The sequence below is a fragment of the Algoriphagus sp. genome (assembly GCF_039969895.1).
Classification (GTDB): Bacteria; Bacteroidota; Bacteroidia; order Cytophagales; family Cyclobacteriaceae; genus Algoriphagus.
The window spans coordinates 88555-106902 of record NZ_JBDVMZ010000012.1 but is presented as its reverse complement, the minus strand read 5'-3'; the positions used below and the strand labels follow the sequence as shown (position 1 = coordinate 106902).

At 43.1% G+C, this 18348-nt stretch carries 16 protein-coding genes; 6 read left to right on the top strand and 10 right to left on the bottom strand.

The window, feature by feature from the left end:
• Positions 1-57: 57 nt before the first annotated feature.
• From ABJH64_RS06645 to ggt, 4 genes are all read right to left on the bottom strand, one after another.
• Positions 58-1440: an ATP-binding protein gene (locus tag ABJH64_RS06645; RefSeq protein WP_348274314.1), complete on the bottom strand. Its 1383-nt coding sequence runs from the start codon at positions 1438-1440 to the stop codon at positions 58-60.
• Positions 1441-1582: 142 nt separating this feature from the next.
• Entirely contained in the window at positions 1583-1774 is a 192-nt protein-coding gene (locus ABJH64_RS06640; protein WP_348274313.1) for a hypothetical protein, read from the bottom strand.
• 28 nt (positions 1775-1802) lie between these two features.
• Positions 1803-3101 carry an amino acid permease gene (locus tag ABJH64_RS06635; protein WP_348274312.1) on the bottom strand — a complete coding sequence of 433 codons (1299 nt, stop codon included), beginning with the start codon at positions 3099-3101 and terminating at the stop codon, positions 1803-1805.
• 17 nt (positions 3102-3118) lie between these two features.
• Entirely contained in the window at positions 3119-4816 is a 1698-nt protein-coding gene (gene ggt / locus ABJH64_RS06630; protein WP_348274311.1) for a gamma-glutamyltransferase, read from the bottom strand.
• 259 nt (positions 4817-5075) lie between these two features.
• On the opposite strand from ggt, the gene ABJH64_RS06625 reads away from it, so the two are divergent.
• Genes ABJH64_RS06625 through ABJH64_RS06615 form a run of 3 tightly spaced genes read left to right on the top strand, consistent with a single transcriptional unit; the run spans position 5076 to position 8140 of the window.
• Entirely contained in the window at positions 5076-5501 is a 426-nt protein-coding gene (locus ABJH64_RS06625) for a DUF3302 domain-containing protein (RefSeq protein ID WP_348274310.1), read from the top strand.
• Positions 5502-5549: 48 nt separating this feature from the next.
• Positions 5550-6731, top strand: coding sequence for an HlyD family secretion protein (locus ABJH64_RS06620; protein WP_348299442.1), 1182 nt, complete (start codon positions 5550-5552; stop codon positions 6729-6731).
• Positions 6732-6736: 5 nt separating this feature from the next.
• Positions 6737-8140 carry a TolC family protein gene (locus ABJH64_RS06615; RefSeq protein WP_348275057.1) on the top strand — a complete coding sequence of 468 codons (1404 nt, stop codon included), beginning with the start codon at positions 6737-6739 and terminating at the stop codon, positions 8138-8140.
• A 17-nt stretch (positions 8141-8157) separates the two neighbouring features.
• Here ABJH64_RS06615 and ABJH64_RS06610 read toward each other — a convergent pair whose 3' ends face one another.
• The 6 genes from ABJH64_RS06610 to ABJH64_RS06585 form a co-directional block, all read right to left on the bottom strand.
• On the bottom strand, positions 8158-8901 hold the full coding sequence (locus tag ABJH64_RS06610) for a DUF2490 domain-containing protein (RefSeq protein ID WP_348275056.1): 744 nt from the start codon (positions 8899-8901) through the stop codon (positions 8158-8160).
• 128 nt (positions 8902-9029) lie between these two features.
• On the bottom strand, positions 9030-9389 hold the full coding sequence (locus ABJH64_RS06605) for a cupin domain-containing protein (RefSeq protein ID WP_348275055.1): 360 nt from the start codon (positions 9387-9389) through the stop codon (positions 9030-9032).
• An 8-nt stretch (positions 9390-9397) separates the two neighbouring features.
• A complete protein-coding gene (locus ABJH64_RS06600; RefSeq protein WP_348275054.1) occupies positions 9398-9775 on the bottom strand; it encodes a nuclear transport factor 2 family protein in 378 nt (125 codons plus the stop codon).
• A gap of 48 nt (positions 9776-9823) precedes the next feature.
• The gene (locus tag ABJH64_RS06595; RefSeq protein WP_348275053.1) at positions 9824-11806 is read right to left on the bottom strand and encodes a heavy metal translocating P-type ATPase; all 1983 of its coding nucleotides are present in this window, start codon (positions 11804-11806) and stop codon (positions 9824-9826) included.
• A gap of 9 nt (positions 11807-11815) precedes the next feature.
• Complete coding sequence (locus ABJH64_RS06590; protein WP_348275052.1) at positions 11816-12934, bottom strand: P1 family peptidase; 1119 nt, start codon at positions 12932-12934, stop codon at positions 11816-11818.
• Between the two features lie 131 nt (positions 12935-13065).
• Positions 13066-14118 carry a hypothetical protein gene (locus ABJH64_RS06585; protein WP_348275051.1) on the bottom strand — a complete coding sequence of 351 codons (1053 nt, stop codon included), beginning with the start codon at positions 14116-14118 and terminating at the stop codon, positions 13066-13068.
• A 391-nt stretch (positions 14119-14509) separates the two neighbouring features.
• Between ABJH64_RS06585 and nth the strand changes: the two genes are divergently transcribed.
• Genes nth through ABJH64_RS06570 form a run of 3 tightly spaced genes read left to right on the top strand, consistent with a single transcriptional unit; the run spans position 14510 to position 18170 of the window.
• Entirely contained in the window at positions 14510-15175 is a 666-nt protein-coding gene (gene nth / locus ABJH64_RS06580) for an endonuclease III (protein ID WP_348275050.1), read from the top strand.
• Entirely contained in the window at positions 15175-16950 is a 1776-nt protein-coding gene (gene asnB / locus ABJH64_RS06575; RefSeq protein WP_348275049.1) for an asparagine synthase (glutamine-hydrolyzing), read from the top strand. The genes nth and asnB overlap by 1 nt, the downstream gene beginning before the upstream one ends.
• On the top strand, positions 16947-18170 hold the full coding sequence (locus ABJH64_RS06570; RefSeq protein WP_348275048.1) for a glycosyltransferase family 4 protein: 1224 nt from the start codon (positions 16947-16949) through the stop codon (positions 18168-18170). The genes asnB and ABJH64_RS06570 overlap by 4 nt, the downstream gene beginning before the upstream one ends.
• Positions 18171-18348: the final 178 nt, after the last annotated feature.

Here is an 18348-nt window from a genome sequence, read left to right as displayed (position 1 = left end):
TTGAAAAATACAATTTGACAGGCAGAGCCTGCTTCTAGGAGCCTAAGAAAAATCAGCTCAGGAAGCTATGAAAACAACAAATTCAGTAAAGGAATTTTCACTGCTCTTACTAGCTGCCTGATTACTGGAAACAGTCAATTCACCTCCGTGGGATTTGACGATGTCATAACTCAACGAAAGCCCAAGACCAGTCCCGAGCCCTGTAGGTTTGGTAGTGAAAAACGGCTGGAATATCTTATCCTTCACCGCCTCGGGCATACCCGTTCCGTTATCTTTCACCCGGATTTCTACGCCTTTGTGGGTTCTTTTGGTGCTCAGCCAAACAGTTGGTGTATAGGTGCTTAGTTGAGAGGAGTCGCCCAACTCATCCACTTGCTTTTTCTTCTCTGATACTGCATAAAAGGCGTTATTGACCAAATTCAGTATCACTCGTCCGATCTCTTGAGAGACCACCTGTACACTTCCTACTTTCTCGTCAAAGTCTGTTTCTATGCTCGCATTGAAAGACTTATCTTTTGCCCGCAAGCCATGGTAAGATAGGCGCAAATACTCATCTGCCAGCTCATTAATATCAGTAGCTTCTTTCACACCAGAGCTGGAGCGACTATGCTGAAGCATTCCCTTGACGATAGCATCTGCCCGTTTTCCGTGATGTAGGATTTTCTCCTCATTTGCCTCCAAGTCTCCTACCAGGAGTTTAATTTCCTCCAAGTCTCCTTTTGCAAGTTCTATTTTCAGTTCCTCCAGAAGTTCTTTATTCAGCTCAGAAAAATTGGTGACAAAATTCAATGGATTTTGGATTTCATGAGCAATTCCTGCTGTCAGCTCGCCCAGGGAGGCCATTTTCTCGGATTGGATCAAAAGTGATTGGGTGGATTTCAGTTCGGTGATAGTCTGGAGTAGTTCCTCTTTTTGTGCCATAATCTCGGCGGTTCGCTCGGCGACTTGTACTTCAAGGGCGTCCTTGAGTTTTTGAGATTTTTTATATTCTATTTCCTTCTGAATAGCCTTGATTCTCTCCACCTCCAGAGCCTTTCGCTGTCGGTGGTTGATTATAAACTGAGCTACGAGCCAGATCCAGGCGAAAAGCTCTGCAGTTTCGAATATTTCATTCCAACTCCGGTAAAATTCCGGCATGATAAGTCTCGCCAGATCCTGGACGATGTGAACGAGGACTACAGGGAAAAAAGCATAAACGTAGGGCTTCAACGGATAAAAAACCGGCCGATTATAAGTGGCATATAAGACATACACATTGATACCATGTGCAATCCAACGTATGATTCCATCGGTTCTATCAAAAATGAGCTGAATAGCCAAAAAGCAACAGGCTGCAATAAGGGCTTTCATGAAAATACTTTGCCATTCAGGATATTCCTGTTTGGTAAGTGGATGCCTTTGCAAAAATCGAAAGGCAATGATCAGTAGTATAAAATCCATGGATGCAGAGGAAATTTTAAAAATTGTGACTTAGCGAAAGGCAAAATAAGAATATTTTCAAAAGAGGATCGCTGGTCTATTAGTTAAGACAACTTGAACGCCAGCTGATCTGTAGCTTTTGACCTAACTCAATCAATTCAACTCAACCTATTCTCCCATCACCATCTATATCCTTACCTGATTGCTCTTCGAGGATTTTTAGTGTTTTGATCAGCAATTCTCTCGTCTGTGCCAACTCCCACTCAAGATTCCTGACCCTGACCTCTAGGCTCTCGGCTTTGCTTTTATGGTCTTGGATTTGGCTTTGTTGGATTAGATCCCAAAAGAGTCCCATAGTATTTTGGATTGAAAGGGTTATTAGTCTAGTTGGATTTTTTTGGTAATAACTTCACCAAAAAGTAAATAGTGGTAAGAACAGCAATGAAAATCAGAATGCCTGTCTTCTCATACCCTGTCAAATTAGAAAGAAAAAAGAGAATAATTCCCGCGGCAAGGATAGGTACCGTGTATCCAAATGGAATCTTGAAGCTTTCACCACTGCCTTTGTCCATCCTTCTCAGTTTGATCACAGATAAAGTTACTCCAAAATATACCAACAGCATACTGGCTGAAGCTATCACTGCCAGCTGTCGAAATCCGCCTACCGCCGCCAGCGTAAATCCGATCCCTGCATAGAGCAAAATTGATAAATATGGAGTTTTGAATTTGGGATGAATAGCAGCCAATCTATCTAATGGAATAATTCTATCACTTGCCAATCCAAATACTACCCGAGGCATATTTAAGATCTCCCCACTGAGCATACCAAACATGGACACTCCAGCGGTGATGAGTAATAGACTGTAGCCAATAGGCCCGAAAACGATGTTGGCTACCGCCGCTAGTGGAGCTTCTGTATTGGCCGGTAGCTCATCACCCAATACTCCCTGAGATACAGTTTGGATAAGGATGTAAAGGAACAGCACAAAAGTGATTCCTATGAAAATAGCCTTTGGGACGGTTTTCTGAGGGTTTTTGATCTCACCGCCTACGGTAAGACCAGCGTCTCCTCCCTGAAATGCAAAGAATAAGATCAGCGAAGCCGCACCAAAATTCTCAAATGTAGGTGCAGTCTCCCAATATAAATTGCTGAAGGAAACATCCTTCCAGCTGAAAAATATCAGAAGTACCAGAGGGGTAAGTTTGGCCACGGTATTTATTTTCACTAAGCCTATTCCCTGCTTTACCCCGATCACATTGAGGTATGCCAATCCTGAGAAAATCAAGAGCAAGACGAGCACTCGTATTAATGGATGGGTAAATGAAGGGAATGCTAGCCCCATCAATTGCACCAGGGCATTGGCCACAGCGGCATCAGACAAGGCGCTTCCTATCACCATAAATACCGCTGCGAGAAAACCCGGATAGGGCCCAAAGGCAGTCTCTACATACGCATATCCGCCGCCAGACCTCGCTACTTTACTTCCTGCCTCTGCAAAGCACAGCATTACCAGCGCTATCAAAAATCCACAAAACAAGTAAACGATTACTCCTGAGGAGCCCATTATCTCAGCTACAATAGCTGGCAAAACAAAGATGCCTGCACCGACAATGATATTTACAATATTAGCTGAGAGCCCCCACAGCCCGATTTCCCGTTTTAACTCGGTGTCTTTTTCCATAAATTTCTAAATCCTACTTAATACCCTCTAGCTCCCCCATCTTCGCTGGAAGAATCAGCCGCACCAGTGTAAAGCTTTTTGGAAGCATCATAGGTGATTCCCATGAGTACACCAATAGTTGTAGTTGGAGTGAGTGTATGTCCCATTTTCTCTAATGCATCTCTCGTATCAGGAGAAAGCAAATTTCGCTCATACAAAATGCGATCAGGAAGCCACTGATGGTGGATTTTCATCGCTTCGATAGCTCGGTCAATACGCATGTCATAAGCCAACACATTTAAAACTGTCTGAAAAACGGTGTTGATAATAGTTCTTCCTCCCGGACTGCCGATGACCAAATAAGGCTTGCCATCTTTAGCTACGATGGTAGGTGTCATGCTGGACAGCATTCTTTTCTCTGGAGCTACCAAATTCGGATTAGATCCGATTTGGCCGGTACTGGTGGTTTTTCCAGGAACAGGGTTGAAATCTCCCATTTCATTGTTGAAAATAAAACCCAATTTCTCTGAGCCCATTTTGACTCCATAGGAATTTTCCAGTGTGTAAGTCATGGAAATAGCATTGCCATCCTTGTCCACCACTGAAAAATGCGTCGTATTTTCTCCATCATAAGGGTGTCCAAATTGTGCCGGATCAGAGGTGGAGGCTTTGCTCATATCGAGGTTTTCAAAGCGCTTTTTTGCAAAATCCTTGGAAAGCAATTTATCCAAGGGCATATCCAAATTGAAATCTGGATCTCCTAGATGCTCTGCTCTATCGGCAAAAGCTCTTCTCATGGCTTCAGCGACCAAGTGAACATAAGCGGTAGAGTTGAATTCTATTGCTGAAATATTTGCCTCTTCCATCAGGTTCATCATTTCGATTAGCGCGACTCCGCCGGAACTTGGTGGAGGCATGGAGTAGATATCATAGCCATTGAAGGTTCCCTTTACAGGCTCACGCTCCACAGCTTCATATTTCTCCAAATCTTCCTTAGTGATAATTCCTCCATTGGCCTTCATGTAATCTTCGATCTCCTGAGCTACCCAGCCTTTGTAGAATCCATCCCGACCGTGTTGTTGGATTTCTTTTAGTGTTTTTGCTAAGGCAGGTTGTTTCCAGGTTTCTCCAGGTTTTACGATTTCTCCGTTGGGACCTTTGAAGTAGTTTTTCATGATGTCCTCACCGGGATCTTGATCGGTCACATTTACAGCAGCATTGTATAGACCCCAAGACATGGTGAAGCCATTTTCGGCCAGTTTCACGGAGGGTTCTACCAGCTCAGCCCATGGTAATTTCCCATACTTTTGATGCGCCTGATATAGCCCGGCAACAGTCCCAGGAACACCCACAGCCAGCAATCCCTGGTGATTGGAATTGTCCTTGATATTTCCATCTTTATCCAAAAACATAGTGGGACTGGCAGCAAGTGGAGCTTTTTCCCTAAAATCAAAAGTCGTCACTTTACCTTCTGCATTCAGGAAAACGATAAAACCTCCGCCGCCAATATTTCCAGCTTCGGGATGAGTTACTTCCAAGGCAAAGGCGGTGGCAACTGCAGCATCGATGGCATTTCCGCCTTTTTTCAAAATATCCACTCCTACTTGAGAGGCAATCACATGGTCAGATACGACCATGCCGTTTTGCGCGTAAGTTTGGGCATGGACTGAAGTGATTCCTAAGGGAAATAGGATAAAACACGCAATGAGAAAAGTGAATTCTATCTTTTTATTCATGGGGTTGATTTTTCAAAAGAGGTTAGTGAAATTTGGTAGAGACCTGCTACTATTTGAAAGAATGAATTCTAGAGAGAGATGGGGAATAAGGCTCATGGGATGAATTAACCATAAAAAGTCAACTTATGCTAATGAGGCAAAATAGAAAACCTTGTTGATATTCTTAAAATGGGAAAAGATCCTCTTAGTGGTAAATAGCTAATTATCATTCATTAACATTTATATTTGTTAGGATACGTACTTCAAAACCTCACTTAAAATGCCCACTAAATTTCTTTCACCAAAAATGAAATCGGTGATACCATTGGTTATTCTTGGTTTTCTTCTTCTCCTATCTAGACCCGCTGACGCCAGTGATTTCGAAGATGGAATGGCAGATGTGGTATCTTGGATTGCCATTATTGTAGCACCTATCGGAATAATCATCGTATTTCTGATGGTTCACGTACTACCTGAAAAAATAGCAGAGAAGAGAAATCATCCCCAAGCTGAAGCGATCAAAACTCTTTGCATACTTTCCTTGTTTTTTGGAGGGCTACTTTGGCCTTTAGCTTGGCTCTGGACCTATTCCAAGCCCGTTTTTTATAAAATGGCCTATGGTACGGATAAAGGTGAATATCACGAACAAACTATGGAGGATTTGGAGAAGGAAAAAGCTAGGAATGAGGATTCTATAAAAAGCTAATTTCTACCCCTCCGCAAAAAGACTTTCTTCATTTGAAACTATACTTCCATGGAAATATTATTACTCATTATTTACAGCGGAATTGTCTGGCTGATATTTTTCAAGTTCAAATTATTGCCTTGGAATACGGTTTCGCAGGTGATCGTCATCACAATTCCCGTGGTGGCTATCACCATGCTGATCTTGCTTCTGAATATTTATGCCCCATCTTCTCATGACGTGCGGGTAATGAACTACACCGTAGAGATCGTGCCCACCGTGACAGGACAAGTGATCGAGGTCCCGGTAGAGCCTAATCAGCATGTCAAAAAAGGTGATGTGCTCTTCAAAATAGATCCAGAACCATTCGAGTTGAAGATCAAAAATCTGGAAGCCCGCATCCCTATGCTGGAGGCCAAAGTGATTAGCGCTCGGGCGTATGATCGGGAATTGGAATCTCAGCTTGCTACTGCAAATAGTAGGATAAAGGTGATTCAATCCCAGTTGGATTTAGCGATAAAGCGGTTGGAACAAAATAAAGTGCTGGCAGAATCAGGCGCTGGTTCCAAGTTTGACTACGAGCAGGCCCAAACAAATCTGGCCAATTTCCAGGCTCAAATTGCTGTGGCAGAAGCAGAAAAATCACAGGTTTTACAAAAAATGTCTGCCACATCCTCAGACGGGGAATTGTCTGAGATTGCCCAGGCTAGAGCAGATCTGGAGCAGGCAAAAGCTCAGGTGGCGCAAGCTGAGTGGGATCTGAGCCAGACTACTTTTTATGCTCCTGCGGATGGCCGGGTGATTAACTTACAACTCCGGCCAGGAGCCATGGCAGTTCAATTTCCTATCAAGCCGGTGATGAGTTTTGTGGAGGATGAACAATGGGTGACTGCACTTTTTCATCAGAATGAATTGCGCTTGGTAGAAGATGGAAACGAGGCTGAAATCGCCCTGAAAACTTATCCAAACAGAATCATCAAGTGCGAAGTAGATCATATCGTCTGGGCAAATGCGCAGGGACAGCTCACAGCTAGCGGGATGATTCCCGACACGCAGCAGACAGAATTCCACGAAGGCAGATTTGCGGTGCGGTTGATTATTTCTGAGGAAGATCAGGATTTATTTCTCGCTTCAGGTGCAGTGGGACAAGGAGCAATCTATACCGAGCATGGCAGGATAATCCATCTGGTGCGGAAAGTAATCCTTCGGGTAGGTACTAAGATGGATTGGCTTGTACTAAAACTCCATTAATTAAGATGCGAGCATTTTACTCAGTTATTAAATCGTTTTTCATTCTAGCAATTGCCAGTGCAGGTATTGCAGGCTGTGCAGTGAAAGCTCCACCTGCAAGTGAGGAATTGCAGGAGCAGGCATTTACCAACTTTATCTTACCCTCTACCTGGCAGCAAAGTAGCGCTGGTCAATCTGATTCCACTCAGCTCACTGGCAACTGGCTGAGCAGTTTCAATGATCCAAAACTTGATTCTTTAGTCGCTGAAGCGCTGATTTATAATTATGATCTCAAGATTAGTTGCCTACGGATCGATCAGTCAATGGACTATGTAAAAGTAGCTCAGGCAGCGTTAAGACCTGCAATTTCTATTTTTGGAAGAGAGAATACCAAGCTTGGTGGCGATTTGGGAGGAGGACTGAACGGGGCTGTCTTTTCAGCGTCCTGGGAGCTTGATCTTTGGGGAAGGTTGAGAAATGCCAGAAATGCTGCGGAGGCAAATTTACTTGCACTCGAGAGCGAGGTTTCCTTTGCGCACCTTTCCATCGCCGCCATGATATCCAGATCCTACTATCTGGCCACGGAAATTTATCTGGAAGCAGAGTTGGCCAGGGAGATGATTCGCATTTCACAGATGATGGTAGATGTGTCCACCAAAAGGCTGGAGATCGGCATAGGAACAGAGATAGATTTGGTTGTAGCTCAGGCAAACCTAAATAACCTGAAAGACGGGCTATTGCAGTTGGAATTGGCTTATGCAAATCAACTTCGAGCAATGGAAATTTTGCTAGGAAGATATCCGGCCGCTGAAGTACAGGTGAACAGTGAATTGATGGAGATTTCCACAGTCATCCCAGCAGGAATTCCATTTCAGATTCTAGAACGGCGCCCGGATGTATTGGCTGCTCAGCAGCGCTTCAACGCCTCATTTTATTTGGTGGGGGAAGCAAAAGCTGCCCGATTACCAAGATTATCTCTGACGGCAGGTTTTGGTGCAATCAATAGCCAAGTAATCACGCTAAGGCCAGATTTCTCCAATCCTATCCGAAATTTTGGCGGAGAATTAGTTGCTCCGATTTACCAAGGCGGTGCGTTGAAAGCGAATGTAGAAATCCGTAACTCCCAGCAAAAAGAGGCGGCTGAAGTCTATGGCAGAACTGTTTTGAATGCCATCGGAGATGTGGAGAATGCACTAGATGCGGTACAAACGGTAGATAGCAGAGAGGAATTTCTCGCAGCGGCAGTCACTAGCAATCAGAAAGCATTTGAGCTACAGCAGCAACTTTTTGAAGTAGGGAAAACTGATATGAGAGATGTCATTCGTCAGCAAATGGATTTGTTTTCCACCCAGATTAGCTTGCTGAGAGTGCGGGGAGAGAAGATCACGCAGAGAATTAATCTCTATCTGGCTCTCGGCGGGAATATGTAAGAAACCTTTTTTGAGGACTAGTTAGTTAATCTGTGATTCGCAGTGATTCTGAGGATATCTCGATTGAAATATCCTCCTGTTTGACGTTGATTTATCCACTTTTGATAGGTTACTTCTACGTTCAGATTTGGAGAGAAAGCATAATTGAATCCTGCGATCAGCCGGTTTTGATCGAAGACATAGTCCACTTTTTCTCCGGACTGCACCATCAGTTCATCCCCTGCGATCACCTTGAGCACTTGATTTTGCTTTCTCTGCCAAATAGGATAGGAAGCCATGATGCGGTACCGAAATCTGAAACTTCCAAAAAAGTAGCCATCTGTGAGTTCTGTTTTTAGTAAGTTCAAGTTGTGGAAATACCGCGCTTCTGCCCTGTATCTGTGATCAAAAGTCAACTTGCCCAACTTCTGCTTATACGCCATTTCTAAGTGTCCTCTCAGTTCGGGCTCCACTAGGCCCAGCTCAGAGCGAGGGTTGTTTGCACTCTGGAAAAACAAAGCAAAACCTGCTGATGCTTCCCAGCCACTTTCTCCCAATTTTCTGTGAAGGTGGCTTCTTAGAGACCATTGATGCTGCGCGAAAGGGTGAACAAAATGTCGCTCCTGAATCTCCGCTACCACGGACCAATTTTCATCTATTGGCACAGTGAGAAAATAACCATACCAGATGAGTTGCTGATGGGTGACATCCTTTTGGGCAAATGTTAATTTTGGCCAAAAACTCAGGAATAAGAAAAGGGAGGAAAATGCAACTGCTTTCAATGGGGCTAATTAAGCTGCAATTTTACGGTAAATCCTAGTAAATTAATAGGGTAATAGAATATATATATTTGCTTGAAAAATAGCCATTAACCCCTTATCAAATAAGGCTTTAACTAGTAGAAGTAAACCTATATTTTTTCAAACTTATCCACAGTCAAATCGGATTTGACATTGCCAGTATGCTTGGTGTTTTGAGGCTCAAAAAGTAAGATCCAAGCTTCCTCTTCAGCTATTGGTCTGTGTTCTACTCCACGCGGAACGACGAGCATTTCCCCTTCGTTCAGAGTGACGCTTTCTCCTTCAAACTCAATTTTTAATGAGCCTTTCACTAGTAGAAAAAGCTCGTCCTCATCGGTATGATTATGCCAAACAAATTCACCTTTCACTTTCGCCAGTTTCACATCCTGACCGTTTAGTTCTCCGATAATCTTTGGCGTCCAAAGCTCCTTTATCAAGCCAAATTTCTCGTTAATATTTACTTTTTCCATAAGCTTATTTAATACATGGTGTTGCCATTGGCTGTAGTATCAGGAATCTGCTGAATGGAATCCCAATGTTCGACGATTTTACCAGACTCGTCAAATCTAAAAAAGTCCATGGTCACATACTGATCATTTCCCGGCCAAATTTGATGTGTATGAAGGGCAACTAAATCGCCTTCAGCTATTGCTCTGACGAACGAAATTGACTTGTCTGGATATTCCCTTTGCATTCGCTCGAAGTATGCGATGAATTCTTCTTTTCCGTCACCTACGGCTGGATTGTGCTGAATGTAATCTGCTCCTGTGAATAATTCTACAGCTTTACGCGGATTACCTTCATAAGCGGTCTTATAAAAAGCAATCGCGTTTTCTTTATTTTTGGAGGAGTTCATGGTTAAGTTAATTTTCACCGGTCATCCGGCACCCAACATCTTACTTTTTCAATCAAACTTCATTTTCTGAATTCTTATCGCATTCAAAATGGCCAATAATGCCACGCCTACATCAGCAAAGACTGCTGCCCACATCGTCGCCATACCTAGTGCTCCTAGAACTAGCACCACGACTTTGATCCCAAAAGCGAATCCTATATTCTGCCAGACAATCTTCTTGGTCTTTTTTCCTATGGAGATCGCCATCGGGATTTTGCTTGGCTTGTCATCCTGAATCACTACATCGGCTGTTTCAATAGTTGCATCGCTTCCCAATCCACCCATTGCTATTCCTACATCAGAAATGGCAACAACGGGAGCATCATTTACTCCATCTCCGACAAAAGCTACCGTTCCTTTTTGAGCTTTGATCTCTTTGACTTTTTCTACTTTATCCTCCGGAAGTAAGTCACCAAATGAATTGGGAATGCCTAGCTTGTCTGCGACAAACTTGACCACATTGCTTTTATCTCCACTGAGCATCGTGATGCCCACGCCCATAGACTTCAGCTGGGTTATGGTGTACTGCGCATCACTTTTTATACTATCTGCAATTGTCAAATAGCCAGCAAATTTTCCATCATAGGCTATTGCCACCAAGGTGTAAACTATACCAGAAGGATCGATGGAATAGGGTATGGAGTATTTATCCATCAACTTGAAATTCCCCACAAGCAATTCTTTGCCTTCTACCTGAGCTTTCAAACCATGCCCGGCAATCTCTTCTACATTTTCCAAGAGAATGCTGGTATCTATCTCGCCTACATGATTTTTGATAGCTGTGGCGATTGGGTGCGTGCTTTTGCTTTCCAGCGCATTGACAAAATGAAGTATTCGGGAATCTTCAAATTCTGGCTGTAGGTGTACTTCCTGAACGTCGAAGACACCTGCTGTCATGGTGCCTGTCTTGTCCATCACCACTTCCTTGATCTCAGCAAGACTATCAAGAAAATTACTTCCTTTGAAAAGAATTCCATTCTTGCTCGCAGCACCGATGCCTCCAAAGTATCCTAGGGGAATACTGATCACTAATCCACAAGGGCAGGAAATCACCAAGAAAATCAGTGCGCGATAGAGCCAGTCACTGAATTCGTAATTGTCCACAAATAGTAAAGGAAGAAAGCAAATTCCAATCGCCAGAAAAACGACAATAGGCGTATAGATTTTGGCGAATTTCCGGATGAATAATTCCGTAGGAGCCTTTTGGGCAGTTGCATTCTGCACCAATTCCAAGATTCTTGATAGCTTGCTATCGGTGTACGCTGTAGTCACTTTGACTTGAGATACGGTATTCAGGTTGACCATGCCAGCCAGGACTTCGGCGCCTTTTTCCTTGGAGGTAGGACTGCTCTCTCCAGTCAAAGCTGAGGTATTAAATGAGGCTTTCTCCGAAAGTAGCTCTCCATCCAAACCAAGTTTTTCTCCAGCTTTCAATTGAATGATATCGCCAATCTTGGCATTTTCAGCTTTGATTGTTTTGGTAGAATTCCCTTCCACAATCGTCACCTCATCGGGTCGTTGATCTAGCAAAGCCTTGATATTGGTTTTCGCTCGGGTAACAGCCATAGCTTGAAAAACTTCCCCCACGGAATAAAACAACATCACTGCCACACCTTCCGGATATTCTCTGATTGCGAAAGCGCCAAGTGTTGCAATCCCCATTAGAAAAAACTCTGAGAAAAGATCACCTTTCAAGATACTTTTCCATGCCTGCTTTAAAACGGGGAAACCAACTGGCAAATAAGCTACGAAATACCAGACAAATCGAATCCACCCTTGAAACCATTCCTGCGGAAAAAGATAATCTAACCCAAGCCCGATCATCATCACCAAAAAAGAAAAGATAGCAGGCGCAAAGAATCTTAGCATGCTCTCCTCTTCGGCAACAGAATGATCGTGATCATGCCCGTCTTCCTCCGTGTGGACATGATTTACATTCTCCTCCACCGAACAGCAATCACTTTCAACTTGGGTTTTTTTGGTACTCCCCATAAATCTGGTTTAGTTTTTTTTCATCAAGTTCATCACCTGATCCAACGGCAACTTTTCTACTACATGACCGTCCTTTCCCTCCATGCTTTCCGCTGCGAAAAGTGAATTAATAATCGCCTCTTCGGTCGCCTCGATCACTGCCATAAATAAAGAACTCATATCGTCATTTCGAATAAATTCGGCGTTTTCGAATGTTCCCGATTGAGCTGAATAGGGAATCCGAAGTCCCTCTGCCGTGCTGAATGCGACCACATAATCTCCGGATCCATTGGAAGCGATTCCCCCTGTTTTTGCTAGACCCATCATCGCGCGCTTAGCCATCCGTTCCAAGTTCCGTTCCAGTACTGGCGCATCAGTAGCTACGATGATCATACAGCTCCCGTCAGATTTCTCCATGGCGTCTCGGAAGGGGTACTTCCCTAGCGCTTCGCCGACCGCCACTCCGGCTACCTGTAGATTTCCACCGAAATTGGTCTGAACTAATACGCCGATAGTATATCCTCCCAAGCTCTCAGGTAGCTTGCGCGAAGCAGTTCCTATTCCACCCTTCCATCCAAAGCATACCGTTCCTGTGCCAGCGCCCACATTTCCTTCTTCGACTCTTCCTGACTTTGCTGAGGTAATTGATTGAATTACTTCTTCGGGAGAAATATGCATGCCACGTATATCATTCAGATAGCCGTCGTTAGTTTCTCCGACTACCGCATTTACGGATTGGGCATTTTCATTTCCTTTTTGTTCCAAGGAATACCGAACTACTCCCTCGATTCCTGCTGCCACACTAAGCGTATTAGTGAGAATAATGGGAGTTTCTATATTTCCCAATTCCTGCACTTGAGTTACCCCAGCTAGTTTTCCAAAACCGTTTCCCACGTAAACGGCCGCGGGCACTTTTTGCTGAAAAATATTGCCTCCATGAGGTAGAATTGCCGTGACTCCTGTACGTATATTTTCTCCTTCTATCTTGGTGAAATGACCCACTTTTACACCTGGTACGTCGGTGATGGCGTTGAGCGAACCTGTAGGCAAAATACCAAAGTGGATTCCTGCTTGCCTGGGCCTGGTTTGGGCCAGAGAAGCAGTGATAGCAAAAAGAATTAAGAGAAATGTAGAGATAACGTGTTTCATGTGGCTAAGTCAAATTTAACGAGTGGGTAGTTCACATTTAAATTAAGCTTAACTTTTTGAGACAAAAAAAAGGAAAGGCCTGACATCGCCAGACCTTTCCAATTTGAATTAATCGAGTTTTTAACGATTTCTTATTGTTTTGTCATTTCAAGGAAATTGTTGACTCCAGTATCAATCAAGTCTTTCATGGCACCTGAGGCCGAACTGACATAGGCATCGTGATCGCATTCCGCAAAGTGAGAAGCAACTGTTTTTTGGTCTCCGGAAGTCATGACCAATTGGGTGTAGCCGGTTTTTGAAAACATATCAGATTGGGCTTGGGTAGTTTCTGTAATCTTTTTGTCTTTGAAAACTCCTTCAAAAGAAACAGCTTTTTTTGGTTCCACTTTGGCATGAAATAGAGGGTTGTTTCCGATATCCAGCCCAGAAACAAATCTTACCTGCGAAAGCATGTTTGGACCACTACCAATTAGAGACTTGTTGTTTTCTCCTGGATCAACCATCGGATCGATTCTATAATTGATTTTTGCTTTGACAGAGGTGGAATTGGTCCAAGTGGAAGCATCTGCATCCAAAGTGACAAATGGGAACACAAAATTCACATCGGCTATAAACATATCATCCAAGGCTTTGGACATTTTAGGGGTGGGGTCTAAGAAGCTACCTCCATTTTTTTCTTTTCCCTTGCTGCTGATACTCTTTACCAAGTATTCAAATCCTTGAGGGGTAACCATCACATACCCTTGAGCCTGGGCATCAGAAGATGCCCCTCCTTTTACTTTTGTCCATCCTTCGAAATATTCATAGGTACTGGCTTCGTCAGCGGAAATTATTTCATAGCCTTGACTCTCCAGCTGTGATGTAAATGAGGCATAGGCATCGTCAATCATTTTTTGGAAATCGTCTACATCGACTCCGGAGATTTGAACCCCTAAACTAGTGGAGGTGCCGGAAGTGAATGTGGTGCGGTTTGCTCTTTCATTTTTGGAGCCTGAAGTCTTGGCTGAAGCTTCCTCATACACTTCAAAAAGCGCATTGAATCCTCGGATGAAGACTTTTTTGGGAGCCTTAGATCCTTGCTTCTTTTTTTCATAGCTGGTAATCTTGATGTCTTTTTCGGACAATACTGAGTTGGGTACAAACCCTACACATAGGAGGAGAAATACGAATAGTAAATTTTTCATAATTTTATAGGTTAAGTCCTCAAATTTGTGGGGAGTAAACTTTAGTTTAAATAAGGCAAATGCCTTATTTTACTAATCGTGCATAAATAGGATTTCGATTTGCAGTTTTAGAATTAATTGTAAATCAGTTAGTTAGTCGCATTTTCAGCCTTTTTCTCCTATATAAATTGATAAGCATTTAATTGAAGAAAAGAGGCTTATTTCTTTTTGTTCTGGAAGCTAAGTTGTGAATACGGTACTAGAAAAAAATAATTTACTTTTTAGTCATCATAGATTTGAGTTCAGAAATGCCTTGTTTTAAACTTTCAAGAAATTCCACCTAATATTTCAATTATCATGTTTCAAATTTTTCAATTTAACTATCTTCAAAGCCTAAAATATTTCTGAAGTCATGCTCAAAAAAGAACGATACGAAGCCATCATCAACCATTTCCGTACAAATATGCCTATCGCAGAGACGGAGCTTGAGTATGAGAATCCATTCCAGCTTTTGGTGGCGGTAGTACTTTCAGCGCAATGCACAGACAAGCGGATCAATATGGTGACGCCAGCCTTATTTGAGAAATTCCCTGAACCGGAGTTTTTGGCAGCTTCTAATTTTGATGAGCTTTTTCCTTACATCAAGACTGTTTCTTACCCGAATAATAAAACCAAGCATTTGTTGGGTTTGGGAAAAATGCTGGTGGAAGACTTTGGCGGTGAGGTTCCTTCTACAATTCCAGAATTGATCAAGCTTCCAGGCGTGGGGCGGAAAACAGCAAATGTGATCACTTCGGTCGTTTGGAATCAGCCCAATATGGCTGTCGATACCCACGTTTTCCGAGTTTCGAAAAGACTCGGATTGGTATCTCAGACAGCCAAAACTCCACTGGAAGTGGAAAAACAACTCATTCGTCACATCCCGAAAGCGTATGTGCACATCGCGCATCATTGGCTGATTTTGCATGGAAGATATGTTTGCCTGGCTCGCAGGCCAAAGTGTGAAGAGTGCACATTGACCCACCTGTGCAAGTATTTTGAAAAGAATCAGGGAAAAATCTCCAAAGTCGAGGAATAATGTGTGGAATTCATCTGATCTGGGGCAAGGGAGCTAATGAAGAAGCAATAGATACTATGCTTCAGCAAAGCCAGCACCGTGGACCGGATCAGCAGGGCAGTTTTAGTCCTTGGCCTGGACTTTGGGTAGGAGTGAATCGCCTAAAAATCCTGCATACAGGATCGGAAGCCGACCAGCCTTTATGGGGTCCCGACGGAAGATCACTCTTGATTTGGAATGGTGAGCTTTACAATTATCAAGTGTTGCGAAAGCAACTTCAAGGTTTGGGGATCACTTTTATCACTCAATCAGATACTGAAGTGGTTTTGCATTTTCTTCGAGTTTTTGGGGAAAAAGGCTTGGAGAGGCTTCAGGGAATGTTTGCTCTAATCTATGTGGATGTCAGCGAAAAATCTGTACTGGTCGCCCGAGATCCCAATGGAGAAAAACCACTTTATTACGCTCAAAGTCCTGATACTTTGATCATTTCCTCCGAATGCCGAAGCATTCAAAGACTCAAAGATTCGGCGTTTGACGGCAGGCAGCTAGAATCCTATTTCTACCTGCGAGCGCCACTTCTAGGAAATACTTTTTTCAAAGGCATTCATGAATGGAAGCCTGAGCGATACAGCAAGCTTTTGAGTCATTCGGCCTTCCATTGGAATACGATTTCTATCCTTCGAAAGAACGAGTCTGAACCAACTTTCGATGGATTCAAAAAGACATTAGGCGATGTGATCTCAAGGCAATTTCACGCAGATGTACCCGTAGGAGTTCAGCTCAGTGGTGGTGCAGATAGCTCGCTTCTCTATGCGCTTTGGTACAAATCAACAGGCCAAATGCTGCCTTCCTATACCATTCAGGTAGAAGAAAAGTATAGGAGAAAATATTCGGATGGAGATGCTGCAAGTCGTTTGGCAAAGCAAATTCCATCAAGTCATCACTTGATAGAAATCACTCAGGAAGTTTTCTGGGAAAACTGGAACGAGTATCTCATGAGCGTGGATCTGCCTATCGGCGATTCGGCTGGATTTCTAACTTGGATGATCGGAAAAGAGGCCAAAAAGTCTGTTAAAGTGCTAATCTCAGGGGCTGGAGCTGACGAACTTTGGGGAGGATATCAGCGACATAAGGCGTTTGCGATTTACCAAAAGAGAAAGGATTTACTGCTGAGGTTTAAAGGGGTTTTGGGAAACTTTCCGCTGGGTAGAAGTTTCCAAAAGTTCATTTCGGCAATTGATCCAACCCCTCAAAATACCTTCCTCAATTTCTCCGGATTAGATAGAATACCGGCGGATTTGGTGGAGGATTATGTCAGGATTTTCGACACTAATCTTCCTGAATATACCCAAATGCTTGACTTTGACCGACAAGTATATTTGGTGCAAGACGTACTGAAGATTCAGGATAATGCGTTGATGGCGCATTCTATCGAAGGAAGGTCTCCATATTTAGATATTTCTATGGTGGAAATGTGGAAAAGAGTAGGAGACGAAGCGCTGGTAAAAGGGAAGCCATGGATCAAGCAAGCATTGAAAGAACTTGACCTCAGATGGGTCACTGAGCGAAAAAAGATGGGTTTTGGATTGCCTTTGCAGGAATGGTTTGCGGAAAAGGGGAAGTTTGCGAAGCGTGTGTTCAGTTCCATTAGAACTTTTGAGAATACCCATGGCGAGTTTTTCCCGGATGAAATGAGAAAGCTAGCGAGCAGGCCGGAGCTTAGTGCGAAGGATCACTTTTTGATTCTTTACAATCTGTTTCTTCTCGCAGAATGGGTGAAATTGCACAAGCTATGAGGATCATCTACATCCATCAATATTTCAAAACTCCAACAGAAGGGGGCGCGGTGCGTTCCTTCCATTTGGCCAAAGGACTGGTGGATGCCGGGCATGAAGTGGAAATGATCACTGGTGGGGCTGAAGATGGATACGATCAGCGATGGATAGAAGGGATTAAGGTTCATTACCTGCCGGTGGGTTATGATCAGAAGTTTGGGTTTGTCAAGCGAGTAGTATCTTTCCTGAGCTACATTCATCTGGCCAAAAAACTGATCAAGAAACTAACCAGGCCAGATTTGCTGTATGTGACATCTACGCCGTTGACTACAGGTTTGCTTGGGCTTTGGGCTAAGAAGGTGCTCGCGATTCCTTATATTTTTGAAGTTCGTGACCTCTGGCCGCAGGCTCCTATAGAAGTTGGAGCTATCAAAAACCCCCTGTTGAAAAGCGGTTTGAAAAGGTTGGAGAAAAGGATTTATCAGCGTGCCATGAGTTTGGTGGCGCTTTCTCCAGGGATAGCTGATCATCTGCGTCAGGTCACACCAAGTCAGAAAATTCATTTGATCCCAAACTTCTCAGATTTACATAGCTTTTTCCCAATGGAAAAAAAGCGTAGCCTACTTCAAAAATACGGGTTGAATGATGAGCTGACTATTGCTTATACTGGTGCTTTGGGTCAAGTGAATGCCGTGGATGAATTGCTGAACCTAGCTGAAATGGCAAACCGGAAAGGGAAAAACTGGCAGTTTCTGATCATGGGAGAAGGAAGTCATGAGAATGAACTCAAGGCGTCTGCACGTCAAAAATCTCTAACCAATGTTCACTTCATACCTTTTGGAGCCAAAGAAAAAGTAAATGAAGTGCTCAGTCTAGCAGACTTTGCCTGGATATCTTTTGCGCATCTGCCGGTTTTGAAAACCAATAGTCCGAATAAATTTTTTGATGGATTGGCTGCTGGGAAAGCGATTCTGGTCAATCATAAGGGCTGGGTATATGATTTGGTGAAGACCCACCAGCTTGGGATTTCCTGTTTGCCTTCTAAGATAAATTCAGCTTTTGCGAAGCTGGAAAAAATCGAAAGTGATGCCAGGGAACTGGAGAAAATGGGCAATAATTCTCGGAAGTTGGCGGAACAATATTTTCACAAAGAATTGGCGATTGCTCATTTATGTAAGGTAATTGAGCCGAATAAATCTGTGGAAAATTCCGAAGAGGATACCTTTATGATCACCGGTTGATCCCCTTTTTCAAAAAATTTTTATAGAAATTTTCATCCATTTTTTTTGGGATGAATAGTGGTAATTTCTTCTTCTAGGACTATTTAAACCAACATTTTTTCTTTAAAAGTGATCATTCAATCGATTGAATTCGATTTCTATTCTAAAATTCAATAAACAAAAAAATTGAAGTTTCCAA